The 14,051-nt window shown below is 72.1% G+C and carries 12 protein-coding genes; 8 read left to right on the forward strand and 4 right to left on the reverse strand.

The features are described 5' to 3' along the window. Positions 1-72: 72 nt before the first annotated feature. From Q7F20_RS04145 to Q7F20_RS04155, 3 genes are read left to right on the forward strand one after another with little or no spacing between them, the layout of a single operon-like run. Positions 73-1,092 carry a helix-turn-helix domain-containing protein gene (locus tag Q7F20_RS04145; RefSeq protein WP_305738847.1) on the forward strand — a complete coding sequence of 340 codons (1,020 nt, stop codon included), beginning with the start codon at positions 73-75 and terminating at the stop codon, positions 1,090-1,092. Next, positions 1,040-2,674: an ABC transporter permease gene (locus Q7F20_RS04150; RefSeq protein ID WP_305738848.1), complete on the forward strand. Its 1,635-nt coding sequence runs from the start codon at positions 1,040-1,042 to the stop codon at positions 2,672-2,674. Before Q7F20_RS04145 ends, Q7F20_RS04150 begins: the two co-directional genes overlap by 53 nt. A 27-nt stretch (positions 2,675-2,701) precedes the next feature. After that, a complete protein-coding gene (locus tag Q7F20_RS04155; protein ID WP_305738849.1) occupies positions 2,702-2,992 on the forward strand; it encodes a hypothetical protein in 291 nt (96 codons plus the stop codon). Here Q7F20_RS04155 and Q7F20_RS04160 read toward each other — a convergent pair. Then, a complete protein-coding gene (locus Q7F20_RS04160) occupies positions 2,989-3,513 on the reverse strand; it encodes an 8-oxo-dGTP diphosphatase (protein WP_305738850.1) in 525 nt (174 codons plus the stop codon). The genes Q7F20_RS04155 and Q7F20_RS04160 overlap by 4 nt on opposite strands. Before the next feature lie 96 nt (positions 3,514-3,609). Here Q7F20_RS04160 and Q7F20_RS04165 point away from each other — a divergent pair, with 96 nt between their 5' ends. Continuing rightward, positions 3,610-3,960 carry a tryptophan synthase subunit alpha gene (locus Q7F20_RS04165; protein WP_305738851.1) on the forward strand — a complete coding sequence of 117 codons (351 nt, stop codon included), beginning with the start codon at positions 3,610-3,612 and terminating at the stop codon, positions 3,958-3,960. A 34-nt stretch (positions 3,961-3,994) separates the two neighbouring features. After that, a complete protein-coding gene (locus Q7F20_RS04170) occupies positions 3,995-4,885 on the forward strand; it encodes an aminodeoxychorismate lyase (RefSeq protein WP_305738852.1) in 891 nt (296 codons plus the stop codon). Positions 4,886-4,970: 85 nt separating this feature from the next. On the opposite strand, the gene Q7F20_RS04175 is transcribed toward Q7F20_RS04170, so the two are convergent. Further along, the gene (locus Q7F20_RS04175) at positions 4,971-6,170 is read right to left on the reverse strand and encodes an amidohydrolase (protein ID WP_305738853.1); all 1,200 of its coding nucleotides are present in this window, start codon (positions 6,168-6,170) and stop codon (positions 4,971-4,973) included. 126 nt (positions 6,171-6,296) lie between these two features. Between Q7F20_RS04175 and Q7F20_RS04180 the strand changes: the two genes are divergently transcribed. Both Q7F20_RS04180 and Q7F20_RS04185 read left to right on the forward strand, forming a co-directional pair. Then, positions 6,297-7,472 carry a Fic family protein gene (locus Q7F20_RS04180; RefSeq protein WP_305738854.1) on the forward strand — a complete coding sequence of 392 codons (1,176 nt, stop codon included), beginning with the start codon at positions 6,297-6,299 and terminating at the stop codon, positions 7,470-7,472. Further along, positions 7,469-9,643, forward strand: coding sequence for a S9 family peptidase (locus tag Q7F20_RS04185; protein ID WP_305738855.1), 2,175 nt, complete (start codon positions 7,469-7,471; stop codon positions 9,641-9,643). The genes Q7F20_RS04180 and Q7F20_RS04185 overlap by 4 nt, the downstream gene beginning before the upstream one ends. 128 nt (positions 9,644-9,771) lie before the next feature. Here Q7F20_RS04185 and Q7F20_RS04190 read toward each other — a convergent pair whose 3' ends face one another. Beyond that, entirely contained in the window at positions 9,772-11,301 is a 1,530-nt protein-coding gene (locus tag Q7F20_RS04190; protein ID WP_305738856.1) for a CYTH domain-containing protein, read from the reverse strand. 60 nt (positions 11,302-11,361) lie between these two features. Between Q7F20_RS04190 and Q7F20_RS04195 the strand changes: the two genes are divergently transcribed. Further along, the gene (locus Q7F20_RS04195) at positions 11,362-11,634 is read left to right on the forward strand and encodes a mycoredoxin (protein ID WP_070416538.1); all 273 of its coding nucleotides are present in this window, start codon (positions 11,362-11,364) and stop codon (positions 11,632-11,634) included. An 85-nt stretch (positions 11,635-11,719) separates the two neighbouring features. On the opposite strand, the gene Q7F20_RS04200 is transcribed toward Q7F20_RS04195, so the two are convergent. After that, positions 11,720-13,855, reverse strand: a complete 2,136-nt coding sequence (locus Q7F20_RS04200) for a DEAD/DEAH box helicase (protein ID WP_305738857.1) — start codon at positions 13,853-13,855, stop codon at positions 11,720-11,722. Between the last annotated feature and the right edge of the window lie 196 nt (positions 13,856-14,051).

Consider the following 14,051-nt stretch of genomic DNA (forward strand, 5'->3'; position numbering starts at 1 on the left):
CGGACAGGTCCCCGTCGACCCTGGGACCACGGGGACCAGGATCGACCCGCGCCGGGTCCGTAGCATCGAGGGGTGAGCGACAACACCCTCGGCGAGTACCTCCGGGCGAGACGTGCGCTCGTGCGACCGGAGGACGCCGGCCTGCGCGTCACGGGCGTGCGACGCACCCCGGGACTCCGCCGCGAGGAAGTGGCGACGCTCGCCGGCATCAGCGCGGACTACTACCTCCGTCTGGAGCAGGGCCGCGACCGGAACCCGTCGGGGCAGGTGCTCGACGCGATCGGTCGGGTGCTCGGCCTCGACGCCACCGCGAGTGCCTACCTGCGAGGTCTCGCCAGCGCGTCCGGGTCACGTGCTGCAGCTCCCGACCGTGTCCGGGGTCCCCGCGGCGTCCGGAGCGAGCGCGTCCCGACCGGCACACTGCAGCTGCTCGACGTCATCGGGTTGCCGGCGTTCGTGGAGAACCGTGCGTTCGACGTCCTCGCGGCGAACCTGCTCGCGTCCGCCCTGGCCCCGGGCATGCGAGCGGGCGAGAACCGACTGCGCACGATGTTCCTCGGACGCACCGAGCAGGAGCGCTACCCGGACTGGGAACAGCAGATGGGTGGCATGGTGGCCTCGTTCCGGTCCTCCATCGGGACCAGTGTGGACGACCCGGCCATCACGTCGTTGGTCGGTGAACTGTCCCTCGGGAGCGAGGACTTCCGTCGGCTGTGGGCACGCCACGACGTCCGACCGCTCGCCGGGGCGACGGTACGGATGTGGCACCCCGAGGTCGGCGAGCTCGAGCTCCGGCGGGAGAAGCTCGGCATCGGCGGGACGGACGGGCAGCTGCTCGTGGTGCACCACGCCGAACCGGGGTCGTCCTCGGCCGGGGCGCTGGCGCTGCTCGGCAGCCTGGCCGCGGGCGAGGCGCGGGCGGGTGGTGGCGGCGCGGGCGCGGGCGGGGGCGGCGGACGCGGGCGCGGGCCGGCGGGCGCGCCGCCAGGATCCCGGGCGTATCCTGGCGGCCCGACCCAGAACAGGAGCGCATCGCCGAGTGAGCACGCCGCGGAACGACGTCCCCAGGAACAACGACCTCCCGGATCGTGACGGGGGGCCGCGGCAGTCCTCAGCTCCCAAGCAGCGCGCGACGCGGCCGTCGACACGCGGTGGCTCGAAGCCCCGACGCGGCGCCCCCGTCGCCGGCACACGGCCCACGCGGTCCGGCTCCGGCGGTGCGGGTCGTGTCCGCCAGGCGCCCGTTCCGGAGCCGCAGCGCATCAGCGCCTACCGACGCTGGTTCGGGACGCTGCACCCCTCGCTCCAGCTCATCGGTCTGCAGCTGTGGATGCCGCTGTTCTTCATCGTCGGCTTCTGCCTCTGCTACGTCTTCGCGTTCCACGCCCCGCACCCGCACGACGTCCCCGTCGCCCTCGTCGGCAGCGACCCGACGCTCGTCGCCGCGGTGCAGAAGGCGCTGCCGGGCGAGTACCTGTTCCACACCTACGACTCCCTGGCGCAGGCCAAGCGCGACGTGCTCGCCGGCACCATGGCGGTGGCCTACGACCCGTCGACGAACGAGGTCTTCAAGGCCACGGCGCACCAGTTCCAGGTCGCCTCGCTCGTCCCGGTGACGCTCAGCACCGTCCTGACCGGCATCGGGGTGGCCGCCCCCACCGTGACCGAACTGGCACCGCTGCCCGCATGGGACGAGTACGGCACGGTCGCCATGTACGTCATGCTCGCCTGGTGCATCGGCGGGTACATGGTCGCGATGTTCATCGGCATCATGGGCGGGCCGCTCCGGCACCGCACCCGCATGGCGGTCATCGTCGTGGGTGGCCTGGTGATCTCGCTCATCACGAACACGCTCGCCGGACCGGTGGTCGGCGCCATCCACGGACACTTCGTGCCGCTGGTCCTCATCGCCTGGGGTTGGATCGTCGCGATCGGCCTCGCGGTCAACGGCCTGAGCTACTTCGTCGGCCGGTTCATCGCCGCGCCGGCCATGATCTGCTTCGTCTTCCTGTCGATGCCCTCGTCCGGTGGCGCCTACCCGAAGTGGTTCATGCCGGAGCCGTTCGCGTGGCTGAACAACGTCGTCGTCGGCTCGAGCATGGTCGACATGATCAAGCACCAGATCTACGGCGTCGGCCCGTCGTACTCCCGCGGGATCATCACGATGGCCTGCTACGCCGGTGCCGGGCTCGTCCTCAGGTACTTCGGCAAGAAGTGGTGGGAACGCCGACGCATCCGCGCCATCGTGACCGGCCGGACGACGATGTTCCAGGACGCCCAGAACGCGAACCGCGAGTTCCTCGGCAAGCAGCGCGACGCCGAGCTCGAGCGCCACGGTCTCACCTCGACCGAGACCGGCACGCTGACCGTCCTCCGTGACGACGGGTGGGAGGACGAACGCGTCGGCGGCGACGTCTTCATCGGCGGCCGCGACGGCCTCGAGAACGAAGCCACGCCCACCGGTCGCATCCCCGTCGTGCGCGGGGACCGCACCGGTCCGGTGCAGCGTCAAGGAGGCGCGGCGACCGGCCCCCGCACCCGTCCCGTCCACCGGGTGGACGGCTCCAGGGCCGCGGGTCGGCCCGACGCGTCGGGTCGCGCCGTCGACGGAGCCGGCGCGAGCGCCGGCCCCACCGGCACCGACCGTCCGCACGGTCGGCACGCGGACCGCTGAGCCGCGGGCGGCGCGTATCCTGAGGGCATGAACCCCCGCATCGCCTGGCACCGCGTCCTCGTCACCGTCGTCGTCGTGTTCCTGGTGCTGGCGGTCGGCTTCTACGCGGCGAGCGTGCTGCTCGCCCCCGCCGACGGCCGGAACGTCGCCGGCCTGTTCGTCGGCTGGGCGATGTTCGCGATGATCGGTGCGATCGTCTTCGGCATCATCGACTTCTTCGTGCGCCCGCTCGGCGGCCGGAGCGGTGACGCCGAGGTCATCGCCGCCGCTGAAGAGGCCCGCACCGGCAGCACCCGCACCCAGACGCCGACGCGCTAGGGACGCGACGGCGCCGCCACCCCGGTGCCGGTGTAGCCCGAGACGGTCGCGTCGTCCTCGGCGAAGGTGAACCGCGCCCGCACCGATCCGCCGTCGAGCACGCCCGGCAGCCAGTACTTCGCGTCGTCCCACATCGCGTCGTAGGGCACGGCGTCGACCGGGATCCACCGTGGTTCGAGTTCGTCGCTGCCCGACGGGCTGCCCTGCCAGCGGCGGCAGACGAAGACGTCCGAGACCTGGGACCAGGACGGGCGGTACGGGAACCTGTAGTCCAACGTGCCCCGCGCCTCCAGGTCCGCCGCGTCGAGCCGCAGGCCGACCTCTTCGGCGACCTCGCGCACCGCCGTCTCGACGGCGGTCTCCCCCGGCTCCCGCTTGCCGCCCGGCCCGACGATCCGGCCGGTGCCGAGCCCGCGACGCTTCTCGCCGAGGAGCACCTCGGGACCCTGCTCCCCGTCACGCACGAGGTAGACGACGACCACGGCGGGGTGCTGGGACTTGCTCGCGTCACGTTCCGTCACGTGTCCAGTCTGACCGACGCGACCGGGTGCGGGCGTCCGGTCGGGCCCGAGAAGTGGCGTACGCTTTTTCCATGGCAGGCGTGCTGCGGGGGCACCATGGCTGAGCCGGGCAGGGCCGGGCGCAGCCTCGAAGTGCTGCGCGCCGAGGCGGCCGAGGAGATCTCGATGATCGTCGAGCACCGCAGCCGCCAGGGCGAGGACCCGTGGGAGTTCATGCCGACGCTCCCCACCGTGGACGAACAGGTCGTGCTGATCCTCCGTGCCGACGCCGTCGAACTGGACGCCGCGATCGGCCAGCGGAGCGCGCAGTGGTCGATGCACCCCGCCTCCGGGCAGGGCACGCGTCTGGGCGAGGAGTACCACCGGCTCCGTCGCATCGCCCTGCAGCACCCCGAGCTGACGCCGGCGGTGTGGAAGCTCCTGGGCGCGCTGCCCGAAGCCGGCTAGGGCCTTCCCGGCCGGGCTGCGGTTGGATGGGGGCATGACCGAAACCGTCCTCGCCGTCCTGAACCAGCCCTCCCGCGACCGCGCCCCGCACGACCCGGCAGCGGACGCGTTCACGTGGGCGAAGCCGCTCGAGGAGCACGTCCAGGTGCAGGACCTCGGCATCACGCGCGGCGACGGCGTCTTCGAGACGATCACCGTGGTCGACGGACATCCGCAGGCGCTCGAGGCACACCTCGCCCGCTTCGGCCGCTCGGCGGCGAAGCTGGACCTGCCCGCACCGGACACCGACGCGTGGCGGCAGGCCGTCGAGGGCGTCTGCGCGCGGCTCGACCCCGTGCGCGAGGCCTTCGTGAAGACCGTCCTCACCCGTGGGGTCGAGGGATCGGAGCGCCCGACGGGGTGGGTCTACGCGGCACCGTCCCCCGACTCGACGGCCGCGCGCACCGAGGGCATCTCGGTCGTCACGCTCGACCGCGGCTACCGGCACGACGTCGAGCGGACGTCCCCGTGGCTGCTGCAGGGCGCGAAGACGCTGTCCTACGCCGTGAACATGGCGGCACTCCGCGAGGCCGTCCGCCGTGGCGCGGACGACGCCGTGTTCGTCTCGACGGACGGCTACGTGCTCGAGGGCACGCGCGCGAACCTCGTCCTGTCCGTCGGCGGCCGGCTCGTGACGCCGCGGACCGACATCGGAATCCTCGACGGGACCACGCAGGCGGACGTGTTCCGCTTCGCCGAGGACGCAGGGCTCGAGACGGCCTACGAGCTCGTCACGCTGGACGACTTCCACGCGGCCGACGCCGCTTGGCTCGTCTCGAGCGTCCGCCAGGCGGCGCCGATCCGGTCGGTGAACGGCGTCGAGCGGGCGATCGACGCGGAGCTCACGACCCGGATCAACGACTTCCTGCTGGCGCGCGAGGTCTGAGGCGAGTCTCGCCCTGGACGTGACCACGTGACGGACGGGACGCGCGGTGCGGGCCCGTCCCGCGCCTCCCGTCCGGCACGGATCGCTACCAGCGCGGGGTGGTGACGCCCGTGCCGTCGGCCCACTCGAAGACGGACTCGCCCTCGATCCAGACGCGCGTCGCGCGGCTGGTCGCGTCGAGCGGGTCGCCGTCCCACAGGACGAGGTCGGCGTCGTAGCCCTCGGCGAGGCGGCCGACGCGGTCCCCGAACCCGAGGAAGTCGGCGGGGTTCGTCGTGAGCGCCTCGAGCGCGGTCTGCCGGGGCAGCCCCTCCTTCACGGCGGCGGTGGCCTGGTCGACGAGCATCCCGATCGGCACGACGGGGGCGTCGGTAGTGATCGCGACGCGCACCCCGGCCGCGGCGATGGCCGCGAGGTTCGGGATGCCGCGGTCGCGGAGCTCGACCTTCGAACGGCTGGTGAAGAGCGGTCCGTAGATGACGGGGATGTCCTTCTCGGCGAGGACGTGCGCGACCTTGTGCGCCTCGGTGCCGTGGTTCACGACCAGGCGGTAGCCGAACTCCTCGGCCAGTCGGATCGCGGTCGCGATGTCGTCGTGACGGTGGGTGTGCTGGTCCCACGCGAGCTCGCCGTCGAGCACGCGGACGAGCGTCTCCTTCGTCAGGTCGCGAGCGAACGGGTCGCCCTTCGCCTCCGCGGCGTCGCGGGCGGCACGGTAGTTCTGGGCGTCCACGAACGCGTCGCGGATGATCTTCGCGACGCCGAGTCGGGTGGACGGGGTCTGACCCTTGCCGCCGTACACGCGCTTCGGGTTCTCCCCCAGGGCGCTCTTGACGCTCACCGCGTCGGAGATGAGCTGCTCGTCGATCGTGCGGCCGCCCCAGGTCTTGATCGCGACGGTCTGGCCGCCGATCGGGTTGCCCGAGCCCGGCTTGACGACGATCGAGGTGATGCCGCCGGCGAGGGCGTCACGGAACCCCTCGTCGTCGATGTCGATCGCGTCGATCGCCCGGACCCCGGCCATGTTCGGACCGGTCATCTCGTTCGTGTCGTTGCCCGCCTCGCCGTTCGCCTCCTCGTGGATGCCGACGTGTCCGTGCGACTCGACGAAGCCGGGGACGAGCCACGCCCCCGCCGCGTCGACGACCGGCAGACCGTCGGGCGGTGAGACGTCCGGGCCGATCGCGGTGATGCGACCGTCCTCGACCACGACGGCACCGCCGTCGAACTCGGGGGCGGTGACGGGGACCACGTGCGCGTTCGTCACGACGAAGGAGTTGCTCATGCCACCACGGTACCGACGGGGACGGACACCGCGGCCGTGCACACGACATGCAGATTCCTCGCGGCGGTGACCGGTGCCGCTCTAGCGTCGAGGCGTCGTCCCGTCTCGTCCACCGTGGAGGAACCGATGCCCCGCACCGAGCACCCCTGGCCGTCCCACACCACCGTCACGCTCCCCTGGCGCAGCGGCGTGCGCGGTCCACGGCACGACCGCGAGACGACATCGGTGGTGGCGTCGATCCCCCCGCGGATCGCCCGGCTGCCCTGGGCCCCGGACGCCGACACCGCAGCACTGCTCGACCGGGCAGCGGCCACCGTCGCGGACCTCGACGGGCAGCACGGCGACCGGCTCGCCGTACTCGGCCGTCTGCTCGCCCGGACCGACGCGGTCGCCTCCTCCCGCATCGAGGACGAGCACGCCACGCTCGACGACCTCGCGCGGGCGGTGGTCGGCGTCCGGTCGAACCAGAGCGCGACGGTGATGGTCCGGGCGGGCGCGGCGCTCGAGACGCTCGTGTCGTCCGCGGCCTCGGGCATGATCTCGGAACAGGCGCTGCTCGCGGCCCACCTCCGACTCATGCGCGACGATCCGCTCGACGGTCGGTACGCCGGCCGCTGGCGGGACGTGCAGAACTGGATCGGCGGCGGCGCCACGCCCCGGCTCGCACGCCACGTCCCGCCACCTCCCGCACTCGTGCCCGAGCTGATGGACGACCTGTTCGAGTTCCTCCACCGCGACGACCTGCACCCGATCGCGCAGGCGGCCATCGCGCACGCGCAGTTCGAGTCGATCCACCCGTTCACCGACGGCAACGGGCGCATCGGTCGGGCCCTCGTCGCCGCCGTGCTCCGCCGTCGTGGCCTCGCCCGCGTAGTAGCGGCACCGGTCGCGACCGCCCTGGTCGCCGAACGCGACCGGTACTTCTGGCACCTCGACCGTTACCGGCGGGGCGCGGTCGACGAGTGGGTCCGCGACCTCGCGATCGCCCTCGGGACGGTCTGCGACGAAGCCACCGTGACGGCGCTGCTCCTCGACGAGGCCGCGGTCGCGACGCCGCCGGTCCTCCGGGCCGTCGACGATCCCGTCGTCACCGAGGACCGCCTCGAGCAGCTGCTCGGCGACGACTCCCGGACGATCGACACCGTCACGGACGACCTGTGCCGCGCCGGCGTGCTGCGGCCGGCCACCGAACGGCGTCGACGCCGGGCATGGGTGGCGGTCGCCGTCGCCGACGAACTGACGGCCTTCCCCGACCGCGTCCACGACGCCGTCACGCACCGGGCGAATAGGGTGGGGTGGTGAGCAGCGAGCACGCCCAGGCCACCCCGCCCACCGCCGACAAGCGGCCCGTCACGCGGACCCACCACGGCATCGACTTCGTCGACGACTACGAGTGGCTGCGCGACAAGGAGTCGCCGGACACCCTGGCCTACCTCGAAGCCGAGAACGCCCACACCGAGCAGGCGACGGCGCACCTCGACGGGCTGCGCGACCGGATCTTCGCCGAGGTGAAGAACCGCGTGCAGGAGACCGACCTCTCGGTGCCCGTCCGCATGGGCGACTGGTGGTACTTCACCCGCACGGCCGAGGGCAGCCAGTACGGCGTGCACTGCCGCGCGCCGATCGCCGGTCCGGACGACTGGACCCCGCCGGCCGTGGTCGAGGGCGAGGCGACGCTCCCAGGCGAGCAGGTCGTCCTCGACGGCAACCAGCTCGCAGCGGGGCACGACTTCTTCTCGCTGGGCTCCTACGACATCAGCGACGACGGTACGCGGCTGGTCTACGGCATCGACGTCGAGGGCGACGAGCGGTACACGCTGCACGTCCGGGACCTCACGACCGGCACCGACCTCGGCGACGAGATCCCGAACACCGGCTCCGGGGCGACCTTCGACCCGTCCGGCCGCTTCGTGTTCTACCCGACAGTCGACGAATCCTGGCGGCCCGACCGCATCTGGCGGCACACCGTGGGCAGCGCGGCGGCCGACGACGTCGTCGTGTTCGAGGAACCGGACGACCGGTACTGGGTCGGCGTCGGTGTGACCCGGTCCTCGCAGTACATCGTGATCGAGCTCGGGTCGAAGATCACGTCCGAAGCGCTCGTCCTCGACGCGGCCGACCCCACCGGCGAGTTCCAGGTCGTGTGGCCCCGGCGCGAGGGCGTCGAGTACGAGATCGAGCACGCCATCGTGGGCGGCAGCGACCGCTTCCTCGTGCTGCACAACGACGGCGCCGAGAACTTCGAGCTCGTCGACGTCCCCGCGGACGACCCCACGTCGGAGCGCGACCGGCGCGTCGTCGTCGCCCACCACGCCGAGCGCCGCATCGAGTCGGTCGACGCCTTCGCCGGGCACCTCGCGCTCGAGTACCGGTCCGAAGCGCTCCCCCGCGTCGCCGTCATCCCGATCGAGGGCGACGGCTTCGGCGACGCGCACGAGGTCCCCTTCGACGAGACCCTGTTCTCGGCCGGACTCGGCGGCAACCCGGAGTGGGACCAGCCGACGCTCCGGATCGGGTTCACGTCCTTCGTCACCCCCTCCGAGGTGAGCGACCTCGACCTCGCGACCGGCGAGGTCACGGTCCTGAAACGCCAGCCCGTGCTCGGCGGCTACGACCCGGCCGACTACGTCCAGGAACGCGACTGGGCCACCGCCGACGACGGCACCCGCGTGCCGATCTCCCTGGTGTGGCGCCGTGACGCGGTCGACACCGCGCGCCCGGCCCCCCTCCACCTGTACGGCTACGGGTCGTACGAGCACTCGATCGACCCCGGCTTCAGCGTCATGCGTCTCTCGATGCTCGACCGTGGCGTCGTGTTCGCCGTCGCCCACGTGCGCGGTGGCGGCGAGCTCGGCCGGCACTGGTACGAGAACGGCAAGACCCTGACGAAGAAGAACACCTTCTCGGACTTCGTCGCGGTCGCCACGCACCTGATCGACACCGGGCGCACCACCGCCGACCGTCTCGTCGCCGAGGGTGGCAGCGCGGGCGGGCTGCTCATGGGTGCCGTCGCCAACCTCGCTCCGGAACGGTTCGCCGGCATCCTCGCGGCGGTGCCCTTCGTCGACGCGCTGACGAGCATCCTCGACCCGGACCTGCCGCTCACGGTCATCGAGTGGGACGAGTGGGGCGATCCGCTGCACGATCCCGAGGTCTACCGGTACATGAGCGAGTACTCGCCGTACGAGAACGTCCGCGACGACGTGCGGTACCCGAAGATCCTCGCCGTGACCTCCATCAACGACACCCGGGTGCTGTACGTCGAGCCGGCGAAGTGGACCGCCAGGCTGCGGGAGGTCGGCGCTCCGGTGCTCCTCAAGACCGAGATGGCCGCGGGTCACGGCGGTGTCAGCGGGCGGTACGACTCGTGGAAGGAGCGGGCGTTCGAGCTGGCCTGGCTCCTCGACGTCCTCGGGCTGGCGGACCAGGCGCCCGCAGAGGAGGCGCCCGCGGAGGAGACGCCCGCGTCCTGACCATCCGGTGAGCAGAAACGGTCGGGTTGCTCGCGGGCACCCGACCATTTCTGCTCACCAGACGAACAGCGCGCACCCGCGCGCCCCGCGCCCCGCGCGCCCAGGGCCCAGGGCCCAGGGCTCAGGGCTCACACGCGATTGAGCGCGTGCACCGCCTCGTCGTAGGACTCCTCGGCCAGGCGCACCCGGTCACCCGCGAGCACGCCGTACCCGAACGTGCCCTCACCACCGCGCTCGGCGATCGCGGCGTTCGTCCGGAGCGTGTCGAGCGCGTGCAGCGACCGCACCCGCTCGGTGAGCACGTCGGCGGCCGTCCCGATGCGCTTCCACAGCGCGTGCGGGAACGCGTCGTCGCCGAGCACGTCCATCGCCAGCCGCGCCCGCATCGTCGCCTGCCAGGCGGCTTCGGTCGTGGCACGGTCGGCGGCCTCACGCGCCGCAGCGGTGTCCGAGGTGTCGTCGGCGACCGCGGCCCGCACGAGTTCGCGGACCTCGGGCTTCAGCTCGGCACCGACGTCCTGCGCGACCTTCTTCGGCGACCGGAGTGCCCACGCGGTCGGTGCGGGACGCTCGACCGCGTCGTCGAGGGCGTCGAGGAGCTCGAGGAACGGCTCACCGTGCAGGAACGCCACGACGTCCCGGACCGCCTGGCTGCGACGTTCCCGGGTGGCCGCCAGGATCCGCTCGCGCGTCATGGCGTCGACGAGTTCGTCCTGCGCCGGGGTCGACGCGCGCGGCAGTCGGTCGACGAGGTACTCGGCGAGGGCGGCGCGCGCCGTGACCTCCGCGAGTCCGTCCGCACCCTCCACCGCTCGATCGACGGCATCGCCGTCGGCGAACGCCGGTCGGTACGCACCGAGGATCGCGGCGATCTCGAGGGCGGTCTCGGCCGCCTGCCGGAGGTCGGTGGCGTCGCCGGAGCGAAGCCGCGCCTCCTGGACGAGCAGCGCTCCGCGCAGCTTCCGCAGCCGCTTCACCAGCACGCGTGCGGTCGTTCCCTTGTCCGGCTTGTCCTCGGCCTGGAGGCGCGGTGCCGGTGCTCCTGCCAGCCCACGTGCCAGCTTGGACGAGACGGCGGCGGGGCCGGCGCCGACGGCGGCGAAGCGCCCGTCCAGCGACGAGAAGAGTTCGTGGGCGACCTGCGGGTCGACCCCGCCGACGATCTCGACCTCGACCTCGCGCCAGGTGCGCGGACTCTCGGGTGCCTCGTCGTCGAGCCGTGTCGCGCGGACCTGGTCGTCCGCGAGCTCGGCGACCTGGTCGCCGTCCTCGTCGAGCAGCCGCGTCACGGTGCGGGTGGTCGCGATCCGGACGACGGGCCGGAGGCCACGACCACGACGCTCGGTGAACAGTGCGGCGAGGACCTCGTCCGGGACGGCGTCGGCGTCGTCGGTGAGCGGGAAGTGCTGCTCGTGCCGGACGGTGTCCGACGAGGCGCGCTTGATGTGCCAGCCGGCATCGGGGCCACCCGTGCGGCGTCGCACCGTCACGTGGGCCGCCACGAGGTCGTACCGCTCGGTGTCCCAGTAGGTCGCGTCGAGGTCGAACGGCTCCTGGTGCTCGGTGCGGATGATGCCGCCGATGCCGACGAGGTCGGGCAGGGCACCACCCTCGGGGAGGTCGTAGGTCCGCTCGATCTCGAGGTGCGTGTCACTCACGCGCTCCTGTCTACCAGGGCTTCGCCGTGTTCCCCGAACCGGCGGGGTTACCCTGAGCGCATGAGCGAGACGATCACCCGCGACGCGTTCGTGCCGGAGGCCGGCGCCGTCACGATGTTCACCACCAGCTGGTGCGGCTACTGCGCACGCCTGAAGAACCAGATGTCGAAGGCCGGTGTCCCCTACCGCGAGGTCGACATCGAGCAGACGCCCGGCACGGCCGAGCTCGTCGCCGAGGTGAACGGCGGCAACCAGACCGTGCCGACGCTGGTGTTCCCGGACGGCAGCACGGCGACGAACCCGTCGCTGGCCGAGGTGCAGTCGCGCATCTGACGCCGCGCACCCCGTAACGTGCATCGCGCCCCGTGGAAACGGGGCGCGATGACTGTTGCGGGGCGCGTTGTGCCGGCGGCGGGCGCTACTTGCTTCCGCGCTCCAGCGCCTCGGTCAGCAGCGCCGCCATCGCGTCGAGCTGGATGTCGCCCGAGTCGACGATCTCCTCGTCCGAGCCGTCGAGCGCGCGGGCGGCCAGGGACGCCTTCGAGTCGATGAGCTCGGCGATCTTGGTGTCGATCGTCTGGGCCGCGATGATCCGCCAGGCGGTCACGGGTTCTTCCTGCCCGATGCGGTGCACGCGGTCGATCGCCTGGGTCTGCTCAGCGCTCGTCCACGACAGCTCGGCGAGCACCACGTTGGACGAGACCTGCAGGTTGAGGCCGACGCCCGCGGCGGTGAGCGAGCAGACGATCACGGCGACGTCGGGGTCGTTCACGAACGAGTCGATCTCCGCCGTGCGCTGCGCCGGCGTCTGATCCCCGCGGATCGTCGCGGTCCGGAGGTGTCGACGTGCGAAGACCTCTTCCGCCTGGTCCATGACGTCGAGGTGCTTCGCGAAGAACACGACCTTGCCGACGTTCGAGGCCAGCTGCGCCGCGTAGTCCGCCGCGAGCTGCGCCTTGGCACGACCGATCCGCCGCACCATCGAGAACACGTTCTCGCCGGTCGGCGAGGCGTCCTGGTCCTCGAGTTCCCACCGCGCGACCTGGCGGACGAGCTTGTGGTCGATGCCGACGACCGGGTCCTGGCCGGTGCGCGCGTCGAGCGCCTGGTGGTACCGACGGACGAGCTTCGCGGTGAGCTCGCGCTCGGCGTCGCGGATCGAGCGGCCGACCTCGTCGTCGAGTTCGACGGGGATGTCGGCGATCCGGCGTGCCGGGATGTCCGCGGCGACGTCGACCTTGCGGCGGCGGACGATGCCCTGGTCGATGACGGCCTTGCGGGCCTCGACGAAGAACCCGGGGTCGGCCGGTGTCAGGCCGATCTCCTCGAGCTCGTTCATGAGCTTGGCGCGCGGCTTCTTGTCGTCGATCCACCCGAGGTACTCCCAGATGGTGCGGAAGTCCTCGACCGAGTTGATCAGCGGCGTGCCGGTGAGGGCCATCAGCAGCGGCGACGCGGTGCGGGACCGGATCGCCTCGGCGATCTGCAGCACGAACCGCGAGCGCTGCGAGTCCTTGTTCTTGATGAAGTGCGCTTCGTCGACGACCATGCCCTTGAACCCGAAGTTCCCGAGCCAACCGGCGTGCCGGTCGAGGATCTCGTAGTTCACGATGACGATGTCGGCGAACCCGTCGAGGTCGTCCCCGTCACCGTGGATCACCGTGGCGGAGCGGTTCGGGACCCAGCGGGCGGCCTCGCGCTTCCAGTTCGTCTTCACGACGTTCGGCACGACCACCAGCAGCGGGAACGCGTTCGCGGCCTCGGCGGCGAGGAGCGACTGCGCGGTCTTGCCGAGACCGGGCTCGTCGGCGAGCAGGAACGTGCGGTGGCCCTCGGCCACGGCGGCGATGAGCTCCGCCTGGTGCTTCATGAGCGTCGTGCCCGAACGCGAGTGCAGCGTCGTGGGCTCCGGCAGCGGCATCGTCGCCGCTCCCCCGCCCGCGCCGTACTCGAAGGACTTGAACAGCGGGCCGAACAGCTCCCAGTTCGCCAGACGACGCGGGTGCGCCACGGGCTGGTCGGCGAGCGCGAAGTCCGGCGGCAGGAACGGGTTGGCGAGCTGTCGCTGCACGACCGACTGCGGCACGACGGCTCGCACCGGGGTCTCCACCGTCGGCGAGGGTTCCGCAGCGATGACGAGTTCCTCGGGCTGCAGCTCCATGCCGCCCGCGATCATCATGTCGCGCTTGACGGCGCGGGTCGTCTCGCTGACCGACGCCTCTTCCGTCAAGAGCTGGATCACGCTGGTGTCCCGCGCCGCGGTCTTCGCGAGGATCGTCGCCACACCGTCGAGCCGCTTCAGCTGCTCGGCGCGCTGCGAGTCGGTGAGTTCGGTGTCCGCCTTGACCCGTGCGCGTTCCTCGCGCATGAGCAGGGCGACCGCCTGGAACTTCGAACGGTTCGACGCCTTCAGCGGACCTCGCTGCGCCGCCGCCTCGACCTCGCGCACGGCGCGGGCGAGGACGGGGATGACGCCGTCGTTGTCGAGCGGCCTGGTGCGACGCGACGCGGTCCGCGTCCCGCCGGCTGCTCGCCGGGTGCCTGATCGAGCCAACGCTCCTCCTGTTCCGCCCGTTCGTGCGGGCGAGCCGCCCCTCGGGGCGGAAGTCCTGGACCGGTGCCTGGCACGGCTCCGGTGTCCGTGGGCCACCGTGGCCCACCGCTTCGCCGGTCCCCGTCCGGGGGACGTGGAGTCCCGCGGACCGTTCCCATCGCGGCCACCGGGTGGGGCCGGATGCAACGGTCCGCGC

The sequence above is a fragment of the Curtobacterium sp. A7_M15 genome (genome assembly GCF_030705415.1).
In the GTDB taxonomy this organism is placed as follows: Bacteria; Actinomycetota; Actinomycetes; order Actinomycetales; family Microbacteriaceae; genus Curtobacterium.

What these genes read in the sequence shown, in the direction of transcription:
- Q7F20_RS04195 (WP_070416538.1), top strand. Translation starts at nt 11,362, where the DNA reads ATGAGCGAGACGATCACCCGCGACGCGTTCGTGCCGGAGGCCGGCGCC.
- Q7F20_RS04170 (WP_305738852.1), top strand. Translation starts at nt 3,995, where the DNA reads ATGACCGAAACCGTCCTCGCCGTCCTGAACCAGCCCTCCCGCGACCGC.
- Q7F20_RS04180 (WP_305738854.1), top strand. Translation starts at nt 6,297, where the DNA reads ATGCCCCGCACCGAGCACCCCTGGCCGTCCCACACCACCGTCACGCTC.
- Q7F20_RS04155 (WP_305738849.1), top strand. Translation starts at nt 2,702, where the DNA reads ATGAACCCCCGCATCGCCTGGCACCGCGTCCTCGTCACCGTCGTCGTC.
- Q7F20_RS04165 (WP_305738851.1), top strand. Translation starts at nt 3,610, where the DNA reads ATGGCTGAGCCGGGCAGGGCCGGGCGCAGCCTCGAAGTGCTGCGCGCC.
- Q7F20_RS04175 (WP_305738853.1), bottom strand. Translation starts at nt 6,170, where the DNA reads ATGAGCAACTCCTTCGTCGTGACGAACGCGCACGTGGTCCCCGTCACC.